20 protein-coding genes and 1 pseudogene are annotated in these 20796 nt (G+C 67.2%); 14 read left to right on the forward strand and 7 right to left on the reverse strand.

Going from position 1 to position 20796, the window contains the following annotated elements:
• The gene (locus ACP694_RS13435; RefSeq protein ID WP_426013118.1) at positions 1-1428 is read left to right on the forward strand and encodes an efflux transporter outer membrane subunit; all 1428 of its coding nucleotides are present in this window, start codon (positions 1-3) and stop codon (positions 1426-1428) included.
• Between the two features lie 218 nt (positions 1429-1646).
• Here ACP694_RS13435 and ACP694_RS13440 read toward each other — a convergent pair whose 3' ends face one another.
• Complete coding sequence (locus ACP694_RS13440) at positions 1647-2150, reverse strand: lipocalin-like domain-containing protein (RefSeq protein ID WP_426013120.1); 504 nt, start codon at positions 2148-2150, stop codon at positions 1647-1649.
• Between the two features lie 92 nt (positions 2151-2242).
• Between ACP694_RS13440 and ACP694_RS13445 the strand changes: the two genes are divergently transcribed.
• Complete coding sequence (locus ACP694_RS13445; protein ID WP_426013122.1) at positions 2243-2812, forward strand: CGNR zinc finger domain-containing protein; 570 nt, start codon at positions 2243-2245, stop codon at positions 2810-2812.
• Between the two features lie 140 nt (positions 2813-2952).
• Here ACP694_RS13445 and ACP694_RS13450 read toward each other — a convergent pair whose 3' ends face one another.
• Positions 2953-3414 carry an Lrp/AsnC ligand binding domain-containing protein gene (locus ACP694_RS13450; protein ID WP_426013124.1) on the reverse strand — a complete coding sequence of 154 codons (462 nt, stop codon included), beginning with the start codon at positions 3412-3414 and terminating at the stop codon, positions 2953-2955.
• 429 nt (positions 3415-3843) lie between these two features.
• Between ACP694_RS13450 and putA the strand changes: the two genes are divergently transcribed.
• The 8 genes and pseudogenes from putA to ACP694_RS13490 all read left to right on the forward strand — a co-directional run bounded on the left by putA (position 3844) and on the right by ACP694_RS13490 (position 11619).
• A complete protein-coding gene (gene putA, locus ACP694_RS13455) occupies positions 3844-6936 on the forward strand; it encodes a bifunctional proline dehydrogenase/L-glutamate gamma-semialdehyde dehydrogenase PutA (protein ID WP_426013126.1) in 3093 nt (1030 codons plus the stop codon).
• Positions 6937-6972: 36 nt separating this feature from the next.
• A complete protein-coding gene (locus ACP694_RS13460; RefSeq protein WP_426013128.1) occupies positions 6973-7233 on the forward strand; it encodes an antitoxin in 261 nt (86 codons plus the stop codon).
• Between the two features lie 190 nt (positions 7234-7423).
• Complete coding sequence (locus tag ACP694_RS13465; protein ID WP_426013129.1) at positions 7424-7528, forward strand: hypothetical protein; 105 nt, start codon at positions 7424-7426, stop codon at positions 7526-7528.
• A 29-nt stretch (positions 7529-7557) separates the two neighbouring features.
• Positions 7558-7656 (forward strand): annotated as a pseudogene (locus ACP694_RS13470) (hypothetical protein); the annotation flags it as partial.
• Positions 7657-7692: 36 nt separating this feature from the next.
• Positions 7693-7947, forward strand: coding sequence for an antitoxin (locus ACP694_RS13475; protein WP_426013131.1), 255 nt, complete (start codon positions 7693-7695; stop codon positions 7945-7947).
• A gap of 19 nt (positions 7948-7966) precedes the next feature.
• Positions 7967-8242: a type II toxin-antitoxin system RelE/ParE family toxin gene (locus tag ACP694_RS13480; RefSeq protein ID WP_426013272.1), complete on the forward strand. Its 276-nt coding sequence runs from the start codon at positions 7967-7969 to the stop codon at positions 8240-8242.
• Positions 8243-8480: 238 nt separating this feature from the next.
• The gene (locus ACP694_RS13485; RefSeq protein ID WP_426013132.1) at positions 8481-9803 is read left to right on the forward strand and encodes a glycoside hydrolase 5 family protein; all 1323 of its coding nucleotides are present in this window, start codon (positions 8481-8483) and stop codon (positions 9801-9803) included.
• Between the two features lie 220 nt (positions 9804-10023).
• On the forward strand, positions 10024-11619 hold the full coding sequence (locus ACP694_RS13490; RefSeq protein WP_426013134.1) for a carboxylesterase/lipase family protein: 1596 nt from the start codon (positions 10024-10026) through the stop codon (positions 11617-11619).
• Between the two features lie 143 nt (positions 11620-11762).
• On the opposite strand, the gene carA is transcribed toward ACP694_RS13490, so the two are convergent.
• Entirely contained in the window at positions 11763-12929 is a 1167-nt protein-coding gene (gene carA, locus ACP694_RS13495) for a glutamine-hydrolyzing carbamoyl-phosphate synthase small subunit (protein WP_426013135.1), read from the reverse strand.
• A gap of 267 nt (positions 12930-13196) precedes the next feature.
• Between carA and ACP694_RS13500 the strand changes: the two genes are divergently transcribed.
• The 3 genes from ACP694_RS13500 to ACP694_RS13510 all read left to right on the forward strand — a co-directional run bounded on the left by ACP694_RS13500 (position 13197) and on the right by ACP694_RS13510 (position 14781).
• Complete coding sequence (locus ACP694_RS13500) at positions 13197-13484, forward strand: DUF1272 domain-containing protein (protein WP_426013137.1); 288 nt, start codon at positions 13197-13199, stop codon at positions 13482-13484.
• Between the two features lie 173 nt (positions 13485-13657).
• The gene (locus tag ACP694_RS13505) at positions 13658-14353 is read left to right on the forward strand and encodes an HAD family hydrolase (RefSeq protein ID WP_426013139.1); all 696 of its coding nucleotides are present in this window, start codon (positions 13658-13660) and stop codon (positions 14351-14353) included.
• Between the two features lie 131 nt (positions 14354-14484).
• Positions 14485-14781: a hypothetical protein gene (locus tag ACP694_RS13510; RefSeq protein ID WP_426013141.1), complete on the forward strand. Its 297-nt coding sequence runs from the start codon at positions 14485-14487 to the stop codon at positions 14779-14781.
• An 84-nt stretch (positions 14782-14865) separates the two neighbouring features.
• On the opposite strand, the gene ACP694_RS13515 is transcribed toward ACP694_RS13510, so the two are convergent.
• The 4 genes from ACP694_RS13515 to ACP694_RS13530 form a co-directional block, all read right to left on the reverse strand.
• Positions 14866-15987: an acyltransferase family protein gene (locus ACP694_RS13515; RefSeq protein WP_426013142.1), complete on the reverse strand. Its 1122-nt coding sequence runs from the start codon at positions 15985-15987 to the stop codon at positions 14866-14868.
• 132 nt (positions 15988-16119) lie between these two features.
• Positions 16120-17529, reverse strand: coding sequence for a peptidoglycan DD-metalloendopeptidase family protein (locus ACP694_RS13520; protein WP_426013273.1), 1410 nt, complete (start codon positions 17527-17529; stop codon positions 16120-16122).
• Positions 17530-17758: 229 nt separating this feature from the next.
• Entirely contained in the window at positions 17759-18454 is a 696-nt protein-coding gene (ctrA, locus tag ACP694_RS13525; RefSeq protein WP_426013144.1) for a response regulator transcription factor CtrA, read from the reverse strand.
• A gap of 429 nt (positions 18455-18883) precedes the next feature.
• A complete protein-coding gene (locus ACP694_RS13530; protein WP_426013146.1) occupies positions 18884-19642 on the reverse strand; it encodes a LytTR family DNA-binding domain-containing protein in 759 nt (252 codons plus the stop codon).
• 123 nt (positions 19643-19765) lie between these two features.
• On the opposite strand from ACP694_RS13530, the gene ACP694_RS13535 reads away from it, so the two are divergent.
• Entirely contained in the window at positions 19766-20749 is a 984-nt protein-coding gene (locus tag ACP694_RS13535; RefSeq protein WP_426013148.1) for an alpha/beta hydrolase family protein, read from the forward strand.
• The last annotated feature ends 47 nt before the right edge of the window (positions 20750-20796 follow it).

Below are 20796 nucleotides of genomic sequence, written 5' to 3' on the forward strand. Positions count from 1 at the left end.
ATGAACTTGCGTAGCCTGACCCTGGCCCTGTTGGCCGCCTCGGCCCTCGGCGCCTGCACCCTGGCCCCCGCCACCGTGCGTCCGGCCCTGGCGGTCGACAACGCCTGGCCGGTCGCGGCCTCGAATACCGGCTCTAGGGTCACCGCCACCGACCTGGGTTGGCGCGAGGTGTTCGAAGACCCGCGCCTGCAAGGCGTCATCGAGATGGCCCTCAGCAACAACCGCGACCTGCGGGTGGCGGTGCTGAACATCGAGCGGGCCCGCGCCCAGTACCGCATTCAGCGCGCGGCGCTCATTCCGGGCATCGACGCCTCGGCGATGGGGACCCGAGGCCAGAGCTCATCGTCGCAAACGGCCAATATCCCCGGCGTGGCGGTCGGTCGCGACATCGAGAGCTACTCGGCCGGCGTCGGCGTCACGTCCTACGAACTGGACATTTTCGGCCGCGTGCGCAGCCTCAAAGACGCGGCGCTGCAGAGCTATCTGGCCACCCACGAAAACAGCCGCGCGATGCAGATCAGCCTGATCGCCCAGACGGCCGGCACGTGGCTGACCCTGGCCGCCGACCAGGACCTGCTGGCCCTGTCGCAAGAGACCCTGTCCACCCGCGACCAGTCCATGACCCTGATCCGCCGGCGCTTCGAGGCCGGCGCGATCTCGCAGCTGGAAGTGCGCGAGGCCGAGACCCTGGTCGAGAACGCCCGCTCCGACGTGGCGACCTACCTGGCCCAGGTCGAGCAGGACAGGAACGCCCTGCGGCTGGTGGTCGGCGCCGATGCGCCGAACGACCTGCTGCCGGCCGGCGGGCTGGTCACCGCCCAGATCCTGCCCGACCTGCCGGCTGGCCTGCCTTCGGACGTGCTGACCCGTCGCCCCGACGTGCTGGCCGCCGAGCACGGCCTGGCCGGCGCCAACGCCAATATCGGCGCGGCCCGCGCGGCCTTCTTCCCCAGCATCAGCCTGACCGGCCAGACCGGCGTGGCCAGCAACGATCTGGGCGGCCTGTTCGACAGCGGCAGCGGCGCCTGGAGCTTCACGCCGCGCATCAGCCTGCCGATCTTCAACGGCGGGGCCAATATGGCCAATCTCGACAGCGCCAAGGCCGGCCGCGACATCGCCATAGCCCAGTACGAACGGGCCGTGCAGACCGCGTTCCGCGAAGTCTCCGACGGCTTGGCCGTCCAGGCCACCATCCAGGACCGGGTCGGCTCGCAGGAGCGCCTGGTCGCCGCCGCCAACGACACGGTCCGCCTGTCGCGGGCCCGCTACGGCGCGGGGATCGACAGCTCGCTCAGCCTGCTCGACTCCGAGCGCACGCTCTATACGGCCCGGAAGGGCTTGATCAACACCCGCCTGGTGCGCGCCACCAACCTGGCCACCCTCTACAAGGCCCTCGGCGGCGGCGCCCCCGCCGCGCCGGGGACCTAGAGGATTTCCCGACCTGACTGCGTCAGGCCGTGAGCTCTAATCTTCTGTTTTGACGTATTTTTCTTCACGCGAACCGGAACCACTTCGCTCGAAAAATGCTCTAGACGGACCACGCGATCCCCCATGCGCCCCCTCCCCCAAGCGTGCCATTTTCCTTCTCCCCTTGCGGGAGAAGGACGCGATAGCAAGATCGCTGAATTGGGTATGCGGAGCGGGCCCTACCTTACCCGCTTCCATACCGAGATCGGGATCGTCCCGTCTGCCGCCGCCGGCACCTGGTAGCTCAGTTCCTCGCCCTTCAGCTCATATCGCCGCTTCTGCTCCGTGCCCTCCCAATTGGGATAGGACGCGCCCTCGATTCGGAAGGTCAGCACGTGGGCCGGCGCGTCGATCGTCACAGTCCCATAATGGGTGCTCGACCCCAGCACGGCGCTCTCGAACTCGGCCGCCGTGCCCTTGCGCTTGTCGGCCAAGGCGAACCTCGGCCGCTCCGCCTTGAAGATCTGCAGGCTGTAACGGCCTTGGTCATCGACAATCAGCCGGCCCTTGGGCGCCTCGCCATAGCCGTGGGTGCGCGCCCCGCCGGGATGCAGGTCGTCGGCGGCGACCAAGATCCAGGTCCCCCCCAGCGATGGCTCGGCCGCGTGCGCCGCCGAGACCGACAAGGCCGCTAACGTCAAACCGAAAGCCACGCCCCATGGCCGCGTCGTGGTCGTGCTCATGTCGATCTCCAGTGATAACTTGTTTGACAGGTTACTTGTGCACCTTCGACGACGCATCCTAACCTGTCAATTCGGTTACTGGACAGGAACGCATGATCGCGAAGGCGGAAATCCGCGACGGCTTCAAGTTTCGAGGCGGCCGCCTGGCGCTCGACCTGCCGGCGACGGTGACCGGTCGCCTGGGCGCCGCGCCCCGCGACCTGCTGGCCACGCCCGCCGATCTCGATCGCTGGCTGGTCGCCGCTGGCTTGGCCGAGGTCTCGCCCAGCGCCACCGACGGCAACCTGGTCCAGGCCCGCGGCCTGCGCGAGGCGCTCTATCGCCTGGCCTTGGCCCGCGCCAAGGGCGGCGACCTGCCGAGCCTCGACCGCGAGCTGATCAATGGCTTCGCCGCCCTGCCCGCCGCCCCGCCCTGGCTGGGCGAGGATGGCCGCGCTCGGTTGTTTGGCGATGCGCGCAGCCTATTGGCCGGCCTGGCCCGTGAAAGCGTCGACCTGCTGGGCGGCGAGCTCTCCGACCGCATCCGCCAGTGCGAAGGCCCGCCCTGCGCGGTGCTGTTCCTCGACACCTCCCGCAAGGGAGACAGGCGGTGGTGCTCGATGACCGCGTGCGGAAACAGGGCGAAGGCGGCAGGGTTTCGGAAGCGGGAGCGGTCTCTCTAATTCCGCTCATCCCGGCGAATGCCGGGACCCAGACCCCTTAGCGGTGAGGATGACGGGAAGAGCTCGACGCCTATGGCGTCAGCCTCAGCTATTCCATCTCGGTCCCGGCATTCGCCGGGATGAGCGGGTTTTTGGCGGGATTACAACGGCAGCTGCACCGTGCTCTTAACCTCTTCCAGCACGGCATAGGTCCGCGTCTCGCGCACCCCCGGCATCTTGACCAAAATGTCGCCCAGGAACCCGCGATAGGCCTCCATGTCGCGCACCCGGGCCTTGATCAGATAGTCGAAGCCCCCGGCCACCATGTGGCACTCCAGGATCTCGGGCGCGCGGCGCACGGCGGCGGCGAAGTCCTCGAACATCTCGCCGGTCGTGCGGTCCAGCACCACCTCGACGAAGATCAGCAGGGCGCGGTCGACCTTGGCCGGGTCGAGCAGCGCCACATAGCCGAGGATGAAACCGCGCTCGCGCAGCCGCCGCACACGGTCGAAGGTGGCGGCCGGTGACAGGTTGCAGCGTTTGGCCAGCTCGGCGTTGGTGATACGGCCATCGACCTGCAGCACCCGTAAAAGTCGGCGATCGGTATCATCTAGAGCAGACATGGACTTTTCCCGTTTTAACCGAAGATAATTCGGAAATTGATCCGAACAAACAAAGCACCTTCGATCATGTCGGCGCTATACCCTCAATCGTCCTAGCAAGCTTGGCCGCGCCACTCCCCCCCTCGGCGTTTCCAGGCGGCAGGATCGCCCCGCGCAAGCGGCGGCCGTCGCGGCGCGCCTCTCCCCCGTTGAGCGCCGCGCGAGAGCGGAAGGGGCACGCGACCTCCCCCCGTAACGTGTCCCTTCCCACCGCTCTCCTTCCCGCCCAATGTGCCGTCGACATGCTCCCGAGCGACCTCGCGGCGCGCCTGGAGCGAATGACTGGTCTCGCCGATTTTACCGAAGATTACACGGACCAGCCACCGAACAAACGAAGCACCTTTGGCCGATGTCGCGATAGACCGATGATATTCCATTAACGAGGCGACCATGACCGACTGGGACACGCTGGACGACGGCAAGTACCGCGACGAGGCCGCGGTGATCGCCGACCTGCTAGCCGCCCAGCCCCTGAGCCTGGAGGATCGCGCCGCCATCCGCGCCGAGGCCGAGGCCCTGGTGCGCGGCGCCCGCCGCAGCGTCCGCAAGCAGGGCGTGGTCGAAAGCTTCCTGCAGGAGTTTTCGCTCGGCACCCGCGAGGGCCTGGCCCTGATGTGCCTGGCCGAGGCCCTGCTGCGCACCCCTGACGACGACACCCGCGACAAGCTGATCGCCGAGAAGATCGGCTCGGCCGACTGGGCTTCCCACTTGGGCGGCAGCGACAGCCTGTTCGTCAACGCCTCGACCTGGGGCTTGATGCTGACCGGCAAGCTGGTCGAGCCCGACGACCAGGCCCAGCGGGATTTGCCGGCGTTTATCAAAAAGATCGCCGGCCGCCTGGGCGAGCCGGTGATCCGCGCCGCCGTCGGCCAGGCCATCCGCATCATGGGCGAGCAGTTCGTGCTGGGCCGCACCATCGAGGCGGCCATCAAGCGCGCCGCCCACGACAACGACATCTGCAGCTTTGACATGCTGGGCGAAGGCGCCCGCACCGCCGCCGACGCCGCCCGCTATGAGAAGTCCTATGCCGACGCGATTCAAACCGTCGGCAAGCTGTCCAACCGCGCCGGCCCGGAAGCCGGCCACGGCGTGTCGATCAAGCTGTCGGCCTTGACCCCGCGCTATGAGGCCACGCAAGAGGCCCGCGTCTGGGACGAACTCTATCCGCGCATCCTGCGCCTGGCGCTGATCGCCGCAGAGCATGATTTAAGCTTCACGATCGACGCCGAAGAGGCGGACAGACTGGCGTTGTCGCTGAAGCTGCTGGACCGCCTGTGCCGCGAGCCGGAACTGGGCGACTGGACCGGCCTGGGCCTGGCTGTCCAGGCCTATCAGAAGCGCTGCCCCGAGGTGATCGCCCGCCTCACCGCCCTCTCCAAGGAAACCGGTCGCCGCCTGATGGTCCGCCTGGTCAAGGGGGCCTACTGGGACAGCGAGATCAAGCGCGCCCAGGTCGCCGGCCGGCCGGACTATCCGGTCTACACCACCAAGCCCGCCACCGACCTGTCGTACCTGGTCTGCGCCAAGGCCCTGGTCGCTGCCGCGCCCCACCTCTATGCCCAGTTCGCCACCCACAACGCCCACACGCTGGCGGCCGTGGTGCGCATGGCCAAGAATTCCGGCGTCAAGATCGAGCACCAACGCCTGCACGGCATGGGCGAGGCGCTCTATGCCGCCGCCGACGACCTCTATGACGGCGTCACCCTGCGGGCCTACGCCCCGGTGGGCGGCCACGAGGACCTGTTGCCCTACCTGGTCCGCCGCCTGCTGGAGAACGGCGCCAACACATCGTTCGTCCACGCCCTGCTCGACGAGCGGGTGCCGGTTGAGCAGGTGGTGGTCGATCCGATCACCGCCGTGGAAGCCCACCCCGACCGCCACGCCAAGATCCCGACGCCGACCGATATCTACGGTCCGTGGCGCCGCAACAGCGCTGGCGTCGACCTGTCGGTGAAGGCGGCGCGCGACCGCCTGGCCGCCCACCTCGTCGAACTGGACAAGCTGACCCTGTCGTCCGGCCCGCTGATCGGCGGCAAATTCACGGCCGGCGCGCCGCCGATGCCGGTGGTCAGCCCCGCCGATCCCGACCGCGTGGTGGGCGTCGTCTCCGAGGCCCAACTGCCGCAGATCGACCAGGCTTTCAAGCTGGCTCGCGCCGCCCAGCCCGCCTGGGATCAGGCCGGCGGCCCCGCCCGCGCCGTGGTCCTGCGGTCGATGGGCGACGCCCTGGAAGCCAATATCGAGCGCCTGATCGCCATCCTGTCACGCGAAGCCGGCAAGACCCTGCCCGACGCCGTGGCCGAGGTGCGCGAAGCGGTCGATTTCTGCCGCTACTACGCCAAGCTGGCCGAGGAGCAGTTCGGCCTGGCTGGCGAGACCCTGACTGGACCGGCCGGCGAGACCAACACACTGCGCTTGGCGGGCCGGGGCGTCTTCGTCTGCATCAGCCCGTGGAACTTCCCGCTGGCGATCTTCACCGGCCAGATCGCCGCCGCCTTGGCGGCCGGCAACGCCGTGCTGGCCAAGCCTGCCGAGCAGACGCCGCTGGTCGCCTATGAGGCGGTAAAGCTCTATCACGCCGCCGGCCTGGACCACCGCCTGCTGGCCCTGCTGCCAGGTCGCGGCGAGACGGTCGGCGCGGCCCTGACCGCCCATGACGGCCTGGACGGCGTGGCCTTCACCGGCGGCACCGACACCGCCTGGCGGATCAACCAGACGCTGGCCCAACGCCAAGGCCCGATCGTGCCGTTCATCGCCGAGACCGGCGGCCTGAACGGCATGTTCGTCGATACCACCGCCCAGCGCGAACAGGTGATCGACGACGTGATCCTGTCGGCCTTCGGCAGCGCCGGCCAGCGCTGCTCGGCCCTGCGGCTGCTGTTCCTGCCGGAAGACACCGCCGACGGCTTGATCGAGGGCCTGAAGGGGGCCATGGACGCCCTGGTGATCGGCGACCCGGCCCTGGCTGCCACCGACGTCGGCCCGGTGATCGACGCCGAGGCCAAGGCGGCGCTAGACAAGCATCTCGTCCGCCTGAGACACGAGGCCAAGGTCCTGCACCAGCTTACGGCCCCGGAAGCCGGGACCTTCTTCGCCCCGGTCCTGGCCGAGATCCCCGCCGCCGACTTCCTGGAGCGCGAGGTGTTCGGCCCGGTGCTGCACGTGGTGCGCTATCGGCCCGAGGACCTGGAGCAGGTGGCCGGCGCCCTGGCGGCCCGCCGCTACGGCCTGACCCTGGGCGTTCACTCGCGGATCGAGCGCTTCGCGGCCGACGTGCAGCGCCTGGTCCCAGCCGGCAACTGCTACGTCAACCGCTCGATGACCGGCGCCGTGGTCGGCGTCCAGCCGTTCGGCGGCGAGGGCCTGTCGGGCACCGGCCCCAAGGCCGGCGGGCCCCATGCGCTGCTGCGCTACGCCGTGGAGCGGGCGCTGAGCGTCAACATCACGGCCCAGGGCGGGGATCCGGCGCTGCTGAATCTGTGAGTTGACGATCTCGGCCAGGGGCGGGATTCTGCGTCCATGGCCGATGGATTTGATCTTCACCTGGACGACGAACGGGCCGCCAAACTCAAGGCTCTGGCAGACCGGCTCAACATGTCACCGGAGGACTATGCGGGCCTGTTGATCGATCGGGACCTCGCGAACAGTAATTCGGGGTGGGTCGATCCAGACCCCGCCATCGATGAAGCCATAGCGGACGAGGTTGAGCGCACGGGCGAGGCCATTTCCTGGCCAGAATTTCAGGTGCGGCTCCGGACGTTCGGCGGCCGAGAGGGGTGATCTATTCCATCACCGTCTCTCCTCGGGCAGGCAAGGACGCCGAACGCCTGAACGGGAGACTGATGGAATACGACACCGCCATAGCCGCCCGTTTCGGCGATCTAATGGGCCAGATGCTTATCAGCCTGACCAGACATCCTTTGAGAGGCCGCCCCGTCGGCCCCACGACCCGCGACCCGCGACCCGCGAAGTGAATATTCCTTTCGGACAAGGTGGCTACATCATCCGCTACCGGGTCACTTCCGACCGGGTGATCATCACCCGGATCTGGCACGGGCTAGAAGAACGCCGGTGAGGCTGGACCGCCGCCACTCGGACCTGTCGGCCGGCGGGCCGCATGCCCCGCTGCGCTATGCGGTGGAGCGGGCGCTGAGCGTCAACATCACGGCCCAGGACGGGCATCCGGTGTCGTTGAATCTGTGACTTGACGCCGCCGGCCCAGGGCGGGATTCTTCGCTCATGGCTGACGGCTTTGATCTTCATGTGAACGCTGAAAAGACCGCCAAGCTGAAGGCTTTGGCGGATCGGCTGGACATGTCTCCGAAAGACTATGCCGCCTTGCTGATCGATCGAGAGATCGATCAGGCCGGGCAAGCGCCGATCGATCCTGATCCGGCTATTGACCGGGCTATCATTGAACGCATGAAACGGACCGGCGAGGGAACGGCTTGGCCCGAACTGCGCGATCGGCTTCGCGCGCGCCACCGCCTGTAACGCTCTGCCCCGCCCGGTCATCCTTTCACGCGAAGCGCACGCCGATGTGGCACGCGTCCACGACTGGCTGTTCGAGAAGCATCCTCTCGCGGCCGATCGCTTGCTCGACGTGCTGGCCCAGGCCTTCGAAAGTCTCGGCGAGATTTCGGATCGGGGACGCCCCATCGATGCCGACGGTCTTCGCGAGTTGATCGTGCCCTTCGGCTCATCAAGCTACGTCGTGCGTTACGAACCCGCTGGTGACAGGGTGCGCGTTTCTAGGGTCTGGCATGGGCTGGAAAAACGAACGCCTTGAGTTAGCAAGCCGTCGCTTCTCTGGCCGGCCTCTCGCAGGGCTCGGCGGTCAAGGGCGTAAGGATCAATCCGGCATCGCACTTCTTCGACAACAGCTGTCGCGCCGATCGAACGGGCCGACCACGCTGTACAAAGGCTAAAGGGAGCAGCCTGGGCCATTCTTTCAGAAATCAAGTTCTGGAGTCCCCTCCCCCGCGCCACCGCCCTCCGCTAGTGTAGGCAAAACGGGGGAGCCAACCATGCTGTCGAGACGCCACCTGATGATGGCCGGAGCCGCCCTGATGGCCGTTGGCGACGCGCAGGCCGCCACGCCCGCAAAGGGCTTCGTCACCGTCCGCGACGGCCACCTGACCCTCGACGGCAAGCCCTATCGCTTCGTCGGCGCCAATCTCTGGTACGGGGCCTGGCTGGGCTCCCCAGGCAAGACCGGCGACCGCGCCCGCCTGGGGCGCGAGCTGGACCGGCTGAAGGCCTTGGGCGTCACCAATCTGCGGGTGCTGGGCGCGGGCGAGCGGTCGCCGGCCAAGGTGGCGATCGACCCGACCTTCCGTGGGCCCGGCGAGGACTATGACCAGGATCTGCTGACCGGCCTCGACGTGCTGTTGGCGCAAATGGCCGAGCGCGGCATGAAGGCGGTGATCTATCTCAACAACTTCTGGGACTGGTCAGGCGGCATGCCGGCCTATCTGCGCTGGACCGGCAATGGCGACTGGTTTCAGCAGGGCGATCCGGCCCACCCGTGGCCAGAGTTCGCCGACTATTCGGCGCGCTTCTATGGCGACGCCAAGGCCCAGGTCCTGTTCCAGAACTATGTCCGCGCCTTGGTGACCCGCACCAACGGCGTCACCGGCAAGGCCTATCGCGATGACCCGACCATCATGGCCTGGCAGCTGGCCAACGAGCCGCGGCCGGGCGGCAGCGAGGCGTTCGGGGTCGCCAACCTGCCGACCTATTATCGCTGGATCGCCGAGACCTCGGCCTTCATCAAGGCGCTGGACCGCCGCCACCTGGTGAGCACCGGCAGCGAGGGCGACATGGGCTGCCTGCAGCGCGAGGCCTGCGTGGTCGAGGCCCACAAGCCCGCTAGCATCGACTACCTGACCCTGCACGTCTGGCCCAACAACTGGAACTGGATCGACTTCAAGGATCAGCCCGCGACCTACGCCGCCGGCGAGGCGAAGTGCCGCGACTACATCGCTCGCCACATCGCGCTGGCCAAGGGGCTGGGCAAGCCCCTCGTGATCGAGGAGTTCGGCCTGATCCGCGACGATCGCGCCTTCACGCCCGGCGCTCTGGCCACGTTCAAGGACCGGTTCTACGGCATGGTCTTCGACACCGCCCTGGCCGACATGAAGGCCGGCGGCCCGATCGCCGGGACCAACTTCTGGGCCTGGAACGGCGAGGCCCGCGCGGCCCATCCGGACGCCTGGTTCAAGATGGGCGACCAGGCCTATGTCGGCGATCCGCCGCAGGAGGAGCAGGGGTTGTTCGGGGTGTTCGACGCGGATGTCTCGACGTTGGAGATCATCCGCGAGCACGCAGAGGCGGTGGACGCACTCTAAGTCCTCCCCCTGTGGGGGAGGTGTCGGCGAAGCCGACGGTGGGGGGAGTGTCGGTGAGGTGGGTCTACTCCCGCCACCGGCGCCTTCGCGCCGCCTCCCCCACGGGGGGAGGACCTGCTCGGCTGGCGCTCCGCCCTCCCCAAAAAGTGGATGTCACCGGTGTCATGATCCGTGATAGCCCTTCTTCCGAGCGCGAGCCCAACCGCGCCGGAGCAAGCTCATGGACCACCTGAATGTCGATCGCCGCGGCCTGATCGCCGGCGCGGGCGCGGCCCTGGCCTTGGCCTCGACGCCGGCCTTCGCCGCCGCCAAGGCCGGTCCCGTCGTCGCCACCACGGCGGGCAAGGTGCGTGGAGCCAGCGCCACGGGCGTCCAGGTGTTCAAGGGTCTGCGTTACGGCGCCGACACCGGCGGCGCGGCGCGGTTCACGCCGCCCGTCAAGCCCAAGCCTTGGACCGGCGTCGCCGACGCCCTGGCCTTCGGCGCGGCGTCACCGCAAAGCGGCAAGGGCGAGGAGGGCGAGACGCTCAGCGAGGACTGCCTGTTCCTCAACGTCTGGACCCCAGCCTCAGAGGGCAAGAAGCGCCCGGTGATGGTCTACATCCACGGCGGCGCCTACAACACCGGCTCGGGGGCCAGCCCCTGGTATGACGGCACGAAACTGGCCAAGCGCGGTGACGTGGTGGTGGTGACGGTCAATCACCGCCTCAACGCCTTTGGCTACCTCTATCTGGCCCGCCTCTTCGACGACCCTTCCGTGGCTGACAGCGGCAATGCCGGCCAGCTGGACCTCGTCCTGGCGCTGCAATGGGTGCGCGACAATATCGCCGCGTTTGGCGGGGATCCCGGTAATGTCATGCTGTTTGGCCAGTCCGGCGGCGGCGCCAAGATCGCCACCCTGATGGCCATGCCGTCGGCCAAGGGCCTGTTCCACCGCGCCGCGACCATGAGCGGCCAGCAGGTCACGGTCGGCGGCCCGTTCAACGCCACCAAGCGCGCCAAGGGCTTCGTGGACAAGCTGGGGGTCAAGGACCTGGCCGCCCTGCGCGCCCTGCGCGCCGACCAGTTCCTGGCCGGCCTGAAGGCCGTCGATCCCATCGCCGGCAGCGGCGGGGTCTATATGGGTCCGGTGCTGGACGAGCGGAGCCTGACCCGCCACCCCTTCTTCCCCGACGCCGCGCCCCAGAGCCTGGACGTGCCGATGATGGTCGGCAACACCCATGACGAGACGCGCGGCTTCGTCGGTTATGACAAGAGCCTGCTGGACCTGACCTGGGACCAGGTCATCGCCAAGTTGCCCAGCCAGTTCAACGCGCGCGTCGACATCGACCCCGCCACGGTGGTGGCGGCCTATCGCAAGATCTATCCGGCCTATGCCCCGTCCGACGTCTATTTCGCCGCCGCCACGGCCGGCCGCTCGTGGAAGGCGGCGATCATCCAGGACGAGGAACGCGCCAAGGCCGGCGCCCCCGCCTTCGCCTATCAGCTCGACTGGCGCGCCCCCAAGGACGGCGGCGTCTGGGGCGCCCCCCATACGCTGGACATGCAGCTGGTGTTCGGAAATCTCGACGCGCCCGGCGTGATCACCGGCTCAGCGCCCGACGCTGTGGCCTTGCATGAGCGCCTGGCCGACGCCTTCATCGCCTTCGCGCGGACGGGTGATCCCAACTGCCCGGCGATCCCGAAGTGGGAGCCCTACACCCTGCCGAGGCGGCAGACGCTGGTGTTCGACAACACCACCCGGATGCAGGACGACCCGCGCGGGGCGGAGCGCGAGCTGTTCAACAAGGTCCCGTTCACGCAGTTCGGGACGTAAAATCCTCCCCCGATGGGGGAGGCGATCGCGAAGCGATCGGTGGGGGGAGTTTTAGGGTCGGCAATCCTGCAGGCGGTCACCTGCCGAACACTCCCCCCCTCTGTCGCCCTTCGGGCGACACCTCCCCCACAGGGGGAGGATTTTTACTTCGCCTGATCCATCAGACCCGCGAACCGCTCGAACAGGTACAGACTGTCCGTCGGCCCCGGCGAGGCCTCAGGATGGTGCTGCACGCTGAAAACCGGTTTCCCCGTCACGGCGATGCCGGCATTGGTGCCGTCGAACAGCGAGACGTGGGTCTCGGTCACCGCCTCGGGCAGGCTCGCGCTGTCCACCGTGAAGCCGTGGTTCATCGAGACGATCTCGACCTTGCCGGTCGTCAGGTCCTTCACCGGGTGGTTGGCGCCGTGGTGGCCCTGTTCCATCTTCACGGTCTTGGCGCCGACAGCCAGGGCCAGCATCTGGTGGCCCAGACAGATGCCGAACACCGGCTTGCCGCTGGCGACGAGCTTCTGGATCTCGGGCACCGCATATTCGCCGGTCGCGGCCGGATCGCCCGGGCCGTTTGACAGCAGCACGCCATCGGGATTGCGCGCCAGGATGTCCTCGGCCGAGGTGTCGGCCGGCACGACCGTGGCGCGGGCGCCGACATGGGCCAGGGCGCGCAGGATGTTGCGCTTGACGCCATAGTCGAGGACCACGACCTCATATTTGGGCTTGTCCAGCTTGGCGTAGCCTTCCGGCCAGGACCACAGGCCCTCGTCCCAGGTGAAGGTCTGGGTGGTGGAGGCGTCCTTGGCCAGGTCGAGGCCTTCCAGTCCGGCCCAGGCCTTGGCCTTGGCGACCAGGGCGTTGAGGTCGAACTCACCGCTCGGGCTGTGGGCGATGACGCCGTGCGGCATGCCGGTCTCGCGGATCTTGCGGGTCAGGGCGCGGGTGTCGACGCCCGACAGGCCGATCATGTTGCGGCGCTTCATCCAGCCGTCGAAGTCGCTGTCGGCGCGCCAATTGGCTTGGTGGGTCGGGGCGTCGCGGAAGATCGCGCCGCGGGCCGCCGTCTCGGCCCCGCCGGCCATCTGTTCGAGGTCCTCGACATTGGTCCCGACATTGCCGATGTGCGGGAAGGTGAAGGCGACGATCTGGGCCATGTACGAGGGGTCGGTGAGGATCTCCTGGTAGCCGGTCATGGCGGTGTTGAAACACACCTCGCCGACCGCGTCGCCCGTCGCGCCGCAGCCGAGGCCTTGCAGGATCGTGCCGTCGGCCAGGGCCAAAATTCCGGTGACGCCGGGGAGAAGGTCTTGGGACATCTCGGAAAGCGCCTCCAGAACGCTGGCCCCGAAGGGCCGATCATTGTCGCAAAAAGGCGGGTCGGAGATAACCCCCACCCGCCGCGCAAACGGCGGCGTGTCTAGGGGGGTATGACGGGGGGGTCAACCCTTTCGATCACGGCGCGGCGAGCGCGCTCCCACATTCCCGTGATCGGCGAACTTGCTCTCTCGCGTTCGCGCGCCATCGGCCCTTATGGTGCGCGGGTCAACGCGTATCAAGACACGCGATCAAGGGAGGAGGCGACCATGCTCGAACTTCGTCCCAATTGCGAGTGCTGCGATCGCGACCTGCCGCCCAGCAGCGACCAGGCCCTGATCTGCACCTTCGAATGCACCTTCTGCATCGACTGCGTGGAGAGCCGCTTTTCCGGCGTCTGTCCCAATTGCGGCGGCGGATTGTCGGCGCGGCCGATCCGGCCCGCGTCGGCCCTGCACCGTTTCCCGGCCTCGCTGAAGCGCGTCTACAAGGCCCATCCCGCCTGCGCCAGGCTGCGACCACCGTCGCCCCAGGCGTCTGCGCCCTCCTGGGCCTAGAGCATCGCGCGGAAAAGTGGCCACCGGTTTTCCGCAAAAGCGATGCGAAAACAAAAGTCTAGAGCAAGCCGCGCGATTCCTATATTGCGCGGCTTGCTCTAGGAGGAACGCCGCCGACCCTTCCCTCCTCTCCGGACCCGTCGTATCACCCGCCTCCGATCCGGAGCGCTTCCATGCCCATCACCACTGTCGGCGTCGATGCCGACGACACCCTCTGGCACAACGAGACCCTCTTCCGCCTGACCCACAAGCGGTTCGTCGAGCTGCTGGCGCCCTATGGCGATGAGGCCCAGATCGACGCCAGCCTGGTCGAGACCGAGCAGCGCAACCTGCGGCTCTATGGCTACGGGGCCAAGGGCTTCACCCTGTCGATGATCGAGACCGCCATGGACCTGACCGACAGCCAGGTCAGCATCGGGGTGATCCGCCAGATCCTGGCGGCCGGCCGCGAGATGCTCAGCGAACCCGTCGAGCCGCTGCCCGGCGTCGAGAAGGCCCTGGCGACTTTGTCCGAACGCTACCGGCTGGTGCTGATCACCAAGGGCGATTTGCTACACCAGGAGCAGAAGCTGGCGGCTTCCGGTCTGGGCGACCTGTTCGCCGCCGTCGAGATCGTCTCGGAGAAGGACGCCGGCACCTATCGCCGGGTTTTCGCCCGCCACGGGACCGGACCCGAGCAGGCGGTGATGGCCGGCAATTCGGTGAAGTCCGACATCCTCCCGGCCCTTGAGGCCGGCGCCTGGGCGGCGCTGATCCCCTACCCGCTGGTCTGGGCGCACGAGGCGGCGACCGCGCCAAAGGACCATGCGCGGTACGGCGAGTTGGGGTCGATTTCGGCGCTGCCGAGCTGGGTGGACAGTCTTTCTTGAACCCTCTCTCTTTGAGAGAGGGAGGGGCCCATGGCGAAGCCATGGGAGGGTGAGAGGTTACACCGCTGACCGGCGTGCCGGCAGGGCATGACGGATAGCGCCCGGTCTGCTTTCGACCCGTTGCGGATTCCGTGAAGCTGCCGCAAACATCGCGTATGCCTGAGCTACTCCACGAGTATTGGGAAAGCGGACACGGCGGCGAATTCGGACCGGTCCGTGAGCGCAGCGATCAGCTGCGCCCTGGCCTGACACCTCACGCCCGCAGGGTTTTTGAACTCCGCGCGTCGTCATGGTACGAGGCGATGCAGCTCTACAATGAACAGCTTGACTATGGCGATTACGTGCCTGTCGAGGGGCTCGACGATCACTTCTACACAGATGAAGAGGCGGCCCAACAAGAAGCCTATCTAGCTGTCCGCCACGTCTGAAACCTACCCATAACTGACCGTCCGAGCGCCCATTGCGGGCGCGGCGCGAAATCGTCCAAGGTGTAACCTCTCACCCTCCCACCGCTACGCGGCGGGTCCCTCCCTCTCTCTATGAGAGAGGGTTCGTTTTTGGCCCAGCCGTGAAATCCAGTCGCGCGCCGGCCGTTCGAAGAGCACCAGCGACAGATAGGCCAGCGGGATCAGCGCCACGATGCTGGCCAGCACCAGCCAACGCATGGCGTCGCCGTTGTCGCCCAGATGCCAGGTGCTGAGCCCCAGCCAGTTCAGCACCATCTTCAGGAAGATCGGATGCAGCAGATAGAGGGTAAAGCTCAATTGCGCCCACGGCGCCAGGCGGCGACTGACCCCGCCCTGCGTCCCTGCGGCATCGGCGGCGACGCCGGCCAGGCCCAGGGCGTAGACGAGCAGCAGCAGCCAGGTGCGCTCGACGCGGATCATCGACAGCCCCAGGAACAGCGCCAGCAGGCCCCACATCCACAAGCGCGCCAAGGGCAGCCGCCCCAGTATCGGCCTCAGTTGGAACCCCAGCATGCCGATCAGGAACCCCGGCACAGCGCGCAGCACCCCAAAGTTCCAGGTCCACTGGTGAAAGGGCATCGGCCCGTCGGGATTGAGCAGCAGCACCGTCAGGCTGACGCCCGCCGCCAAGGCCGTCACCACCCATCCGCGCGCCGTGATCCAGAACAGCAGCGGCAGGGCGATATACATCCCCATCTCGGCGCTGATCGCCCAGCTGACGAAGTTCCAGGTCTGGGCGTGGCAAACGTGCCAGGCGTGGATGAAGATGATGTTGGGGACGATGCAGGCCAGGTCGTAGCGCTTGGGATCGCGATCGGCGACCAAACCCGCTTGCCCTGCGGCCCAGACGGCGACGAACACCGCAAGCGTCGCCCAGTGCAGCGGCCCCAGCCGCGCCACCCGCTTCTTCAGGAAGGTCCCGTACTTGCCCCAGGTCGTCAGCCGCCCGGCATAGACCGCCGCCATCACATAGCCGGAGATCACGAAGAACAGGTCGACGATCAGGCTGAAGCCCTTGACCATGTCGTCCACGGCCTGCCAGCGCCCATCCAGATTGATGAAGCGGTTGAAATGGAACACCACGATCATCAGCGCCCCGACGATGCGCAGGGCGTCGAGGTGCAGCATGTCCTCGGAGTCGGGTTTCAGAGGTGGGAAAGATTTCATGCGCCCTCTGGATGGGACGCGGCGGGACGATGGTCAAGCTCGCGTGATGGCGGGGACACGCCCTTGCGGCGTGTCCCCTTCCGCAACCGCTGAAGCTAAATGGGGACACGCCGCAAGGGCGTGTCCTCAGCATTACCGCAACGTCGGGCCCTTGGTCTTGTCCAGGCTGGCCAGGGCCAGTTTTGGGGTCGCCTTGTCGTCCGCGTCGCCGCCATCGGCCAGCAGCCGGTCGATATGCGCCCGCTGGGCCTTGAAGCGGCTCAGTTCGCCGCCCGCCAGGATCGTGCCCTGTGGGACCTTGGCGCCGATCGGGTTAACGCGCTGGCCGTTGAGCCAGACCTCGTAATGCAGATGGGGACCGGTCGCCAGGCCGGTCTGGCCGACATAGGCGACGACTTGCCCCTGGCGCACATGGACGCCCGGACGGATGCCGGGGGCGTAGCGCGAGATGTGGCCGTAGCCGGTGTCCCACTGGCCCGAATGGCGGATACGCAGCCAGTTGCCGTAGCCGCTCCAGCGGCGAGCCTCCAGCACCACGCCGTCGCCGGCCGCAAGAATGGGCGTGCCGGCGCCGGCGCCGAAGTCTACGCCCTGGTGAGCGCGGGTATAGCCCAGCACCGGGTGCTTGCGCGGCCCAAAGGTGGAGGTGATGCGGGCCCCGTCAACCGGCGTGCGCAGCAGGAAGCCCTTAATGTTCTTGCCCAGCTCATCGAAGAACTGAGGCTTGCCATCCCCCCCTGCTCCATTGCGACCATCGCGGTCGAAGGCGTAGAACTTCTGGCCCTTGACCTCGGCATATTCCAGGTCGCCGGCCTCGACCGTGCGACCGCTCTCGGTGACCTTGCGGTCGAACACCAGGCAGAACCTGTCGCCCTCGCGGATGTCGCGCGAGAAGTCGATCTTGTGCGAGAACAGCTGAGCCGCCTGGCTGATCACCGCCGGCGTGCCGCCGACATTGGCGACGCTCTCATAGAACGAGCCCTCCATCCGGCCGCAGGCGACCTTGGTCTCGTCGCTGACCTTTTCCTCAAGCTCCCGCAGCTTCATCGCGCCGTCGAAGGTGCGCGAGACGGTCAGGGTGGAGGACGGGCCGGTGCGCATCGACAGGCCGATCAGGCGGGCGGCGCCGGCCCCCCTTCTACCATTGGGCCCATTGCGGCGCTCGGCGATGGCGGCCTCGAAGGCCATGCCGGCCTTGATGTTAACGGTGTCGATCGCGCCCTGTAGAGAGGCCACCACCTGGTGGGCGTCATTGGGGGCGATCCCTGTGCGCAGCACGGCGCTTTCCAGGGTCTCGCCGGGACGCACCTTGACGGGGATCGATTGCGGACGGTCGAAGCCAGGCTGGGCCTCGGCGCTGGCGAAGGCGTTGTGCTGCAGGATAGCCATGGCGGCGGCGTCGAGCGGGGCGCGGACCAAGGCGATCGGGGCGTCGGGCGCCGTAAGCTTCCAGCCCAGGCCCAGGGCGGCCAGACCGGCGATGGCGGTGAAGACGCGCGGAGCCCAACGCAAGGTCGGCCGCCTCGGATCGAATTCCTGCATCATGCCCCCGTTCGGTAGCGATGCCGCGTGCGTTCAAGAATGACACGGCTGGGATGCCCCCCAGCAAGCCTCGCGCCGGAAAGTGACGGATGAGACCGCCCCTGGACAAGGACTATCAAGTGCTTTGGGCGTTTTGTCACGGATAGGGTTAATCCGTTGATCTGGCAGAGAAAAACGCCCGCCTCCGGAGAGACGGGCGCCTTGATCTCTCGACATCGCGCGGGACGGTTTAGGCCGCGGCGACTTGCTCGTTCGGGTCGCGCAGGACGTAGCCCCGGCCCCAGACGGTTTCGATGTGGTGCTTGCCTTGGGCCGAGGCCGCCAGCTTCTTGCGCAGCTTGCAGATGAAGACGTCGATGATCTTCAGTTCCGGCTCGTCCATGCCGCCGTACAGGTGGTTGAGGAACATTTCCTTGGTCAGGGTCGTGCCCTTGCGCAGGGAGAGCAGCTCCAGCATCTGGTATTCCTTGCCGGTCAGGTGGACGCGGTTGCCCGTCACCTCGACCGTCTTGGCGTCCAGATTGACCACGATGTCGCCGGTCTTGATCACCGACTGGGCGTGACCCTTGGAGCGACGGACCACCGCATGGATGCGGGCGATCATCTCGTCCTTGTGGAACGGCTTGGTCATGTAGTCGTCGGCGCCGCCCGAGAAGGTCTTGACCTTCGTGTCGATTTCCGACGTGCCCGACAGGATCATGATCGGCGTGTTGACCTTGCCCACCCGCAGGGTGCGCAGCACGTCGAGGCCGCTCATGTCCGGCAGGTTCAGGTCCAACAGGATCAGGTCGTAGTCATAGATCTTGCCCAGATCCACGCCCTCTTCGCCAAGATCCGTCGTGTAGACGTTGAAGCCTTCAGACTTCAGCATCAGCTCGATGGTCTGCGCGGTGGCGCTGTCATCCTCGATCAACAGTACGCGCATGCAGCCCTCCCCGCCCTTGGGCGGCATTATTCGACAGCGTGGCGGAATACCGCCGGTGAAACCCGTCCTGCACTGTGCGGGACAGTTAATTTAAGACTGGTTAATGGTGAATAATCTCGCTGAGGAAATGGTTAATCTGATTTGCGAATCGGGCGCAAGCGCCCAGCGAGTCGTTTGTCGCATTGGTCGCGGCGGCCTGTGGATCGTTCGTCAAGACGATTCCTTTTGGGTCAAAAGCCGTGAAATCCAGCCCCGCAAAGCTCTTCGACATCGCCTCAGGCGCGTTTCCTGACCATCGCGCCGTTCATCTGTGGGGCGAGATTGCGGCGTTCTGTCGCGAAGATTTTCGAACGGTGATCGCCAGAACTTTTCGGCGGGGCGCAAAGCGCCTGCCACGGTCGCGACGTCCTGCCGCAGAAGCTTGACCTATTATTTTTCGGGTGGGAGCCATCCGGCGTCCCGCAGCCGCGCCACCGAGGTCCGCGAGACCGGCGCCGACAGGTCGCCTCGCAGAACCAGGCGCAGGTTGCGGCCCTCGGCGGCCACACCGACCACCGCGGCGCGCGCCACCCACCAAGAGCGATGGACCCGCATGCCCTCGCGCGCGTCCAGGCCGGCGATCACCCGCTCGAACGGACCGGCCACCAGGCGCGAGCCCGTCAGGGTGTGGACCCGCACATAGTGGTCCTCCATCCGCAGACACAGCACCTCGCCAGCCGGAACGTCGCGTGAGGGCCGGCTTTCCAAGGCGACAGGTGTAAGCGACCGCGCGGCGCGCAGCCGGCGGCCCAGGATCATGAAGACCAGGACCGGAACCGACAGCACTAGGCACTGGCTGTACCAGTCCCACGGCGTATACGCCTTCAGTTGCGGCCACAGAAGGGTGGCCAGCCAACTGACGAAGACCGCCAGTAGACCGCAGGCGACGGGCGCCAGGATGGCGAGGCTCAGGCAGGGCGGGACCCGGCTGCGTTCCGACCAGGCCTCGGCCAAGCGAAGCGACATGCCGAAGATCATCGTCCCGACCCAGAAGCAAACGACGAAGTGGAAAACGCGGGGTCCCGGCGGGCCGTTATAATAGCTGCCAAAGGGTCCGATCACGCCGAGGAACGCGCCCGCCACCGAGGCGACGCCCAGGTTGATGGCCCATTCGCGGGCGGTTCCGAAGAAAGGCGTCCTGGCGGTCATGCTGCTCCTATAGCGGCGGTTGGCCGGTTCGCGAACCCGTTCGCCCATCCGCGCAGGCGCGCTGGCGGAGAGCGTTCGGTCTCGGCATGGCTTGGTCAGGTTTCACTTCGCCCAAGGACATCCATGTCGATCCGCTCCCTTCTTCTGCCGCCCGTCGCCGCCCTGGCCTTGCTGGCCTGCGCCGCCCCGGCCCTGGCCGCCAATGCCGGCTTCACGGTGGTTCAGGTTCCCGACCCGCAAGGCCCGCCGATCATGGTGGGCGTCTGGTATCCCACCGACGCCCCCGCCACGCCGATGGACCTGGGCATCGGCGCCCAGACCGTGGCGCGCGGCGCGCCGCTGGCCGGCGATTACCTGCCGCTGGTCGTCATGTCGCACGGCAATGGCGGCTTCTTCGGCGGCCATGCCGACACCGCCCAGGCCTTGGCGGAGGCCGGCTTCGTGGTCGCCGCCCTGACCCACACGGGCGACAACTATGCCGACCAGAGCCGAGCCACCGACATGGCCAACCGCCCCCGCCAATTGTCGGTGCTGATCGGCTACATGCTGACCGCCTCGCCGATGAAGACCGCCCTCGACCCCGAGCGGGTCGGCGCCTTCGGCTTCTCGTCTGGCGGCTTCACGGTGCTGGCGGCGGCAGGCGGCGAGCCGGACCTGAGCAAGATCGCGCCGCACTGCCAGGCCCATCCGGACTTTTACGACTGCAAGCTGCTGGCTGAGCATCCGCAGTCCGAAGAAGCGCTAAAGGCCACTTGGGTGCACGACGCCCGCATCAAGGCCGTGGTCTCGGCCGCCCCGGCCCTGGGCTACATCCTCGACCTGCGCCACGTGAGCGTGCCCGTGCAGTTGTGGCGAGCGGCCGACGACCAGATCCTGCCCGATCCGTTCTATGCCTCGACCGTCCGCGCCAACCTGCCCAAGGCGCCCGACTATCATCTGGTGGCCGGCGCCGGGCATTTCGACTTCCTGACGCCTTGCAACGCGGCGGGTCTGGCCACGGCGGGGTTCATCTGCGCCAGCGCCCCAGGTTTCGACCGGGCCGCGTTCCATGTGGATTTCAACAAGGCCGTGGTGGAGTTCTTCGAGGCGAACTTGGCGCGGCGCTGAAGCGAATATCCTTTTCCCCTTACGGGAGAAGGTGGCCTCCGAAGGAG

It is taken from the genome of Caulobacter sp. DWR2-3-1b2 (assembly GCF_049896345.1).
GTDB lineage: Bacteria > Pseudomonadota > Alphaproteobacteria > Caulobacterales > Caulobacteraceae > Caulobacter.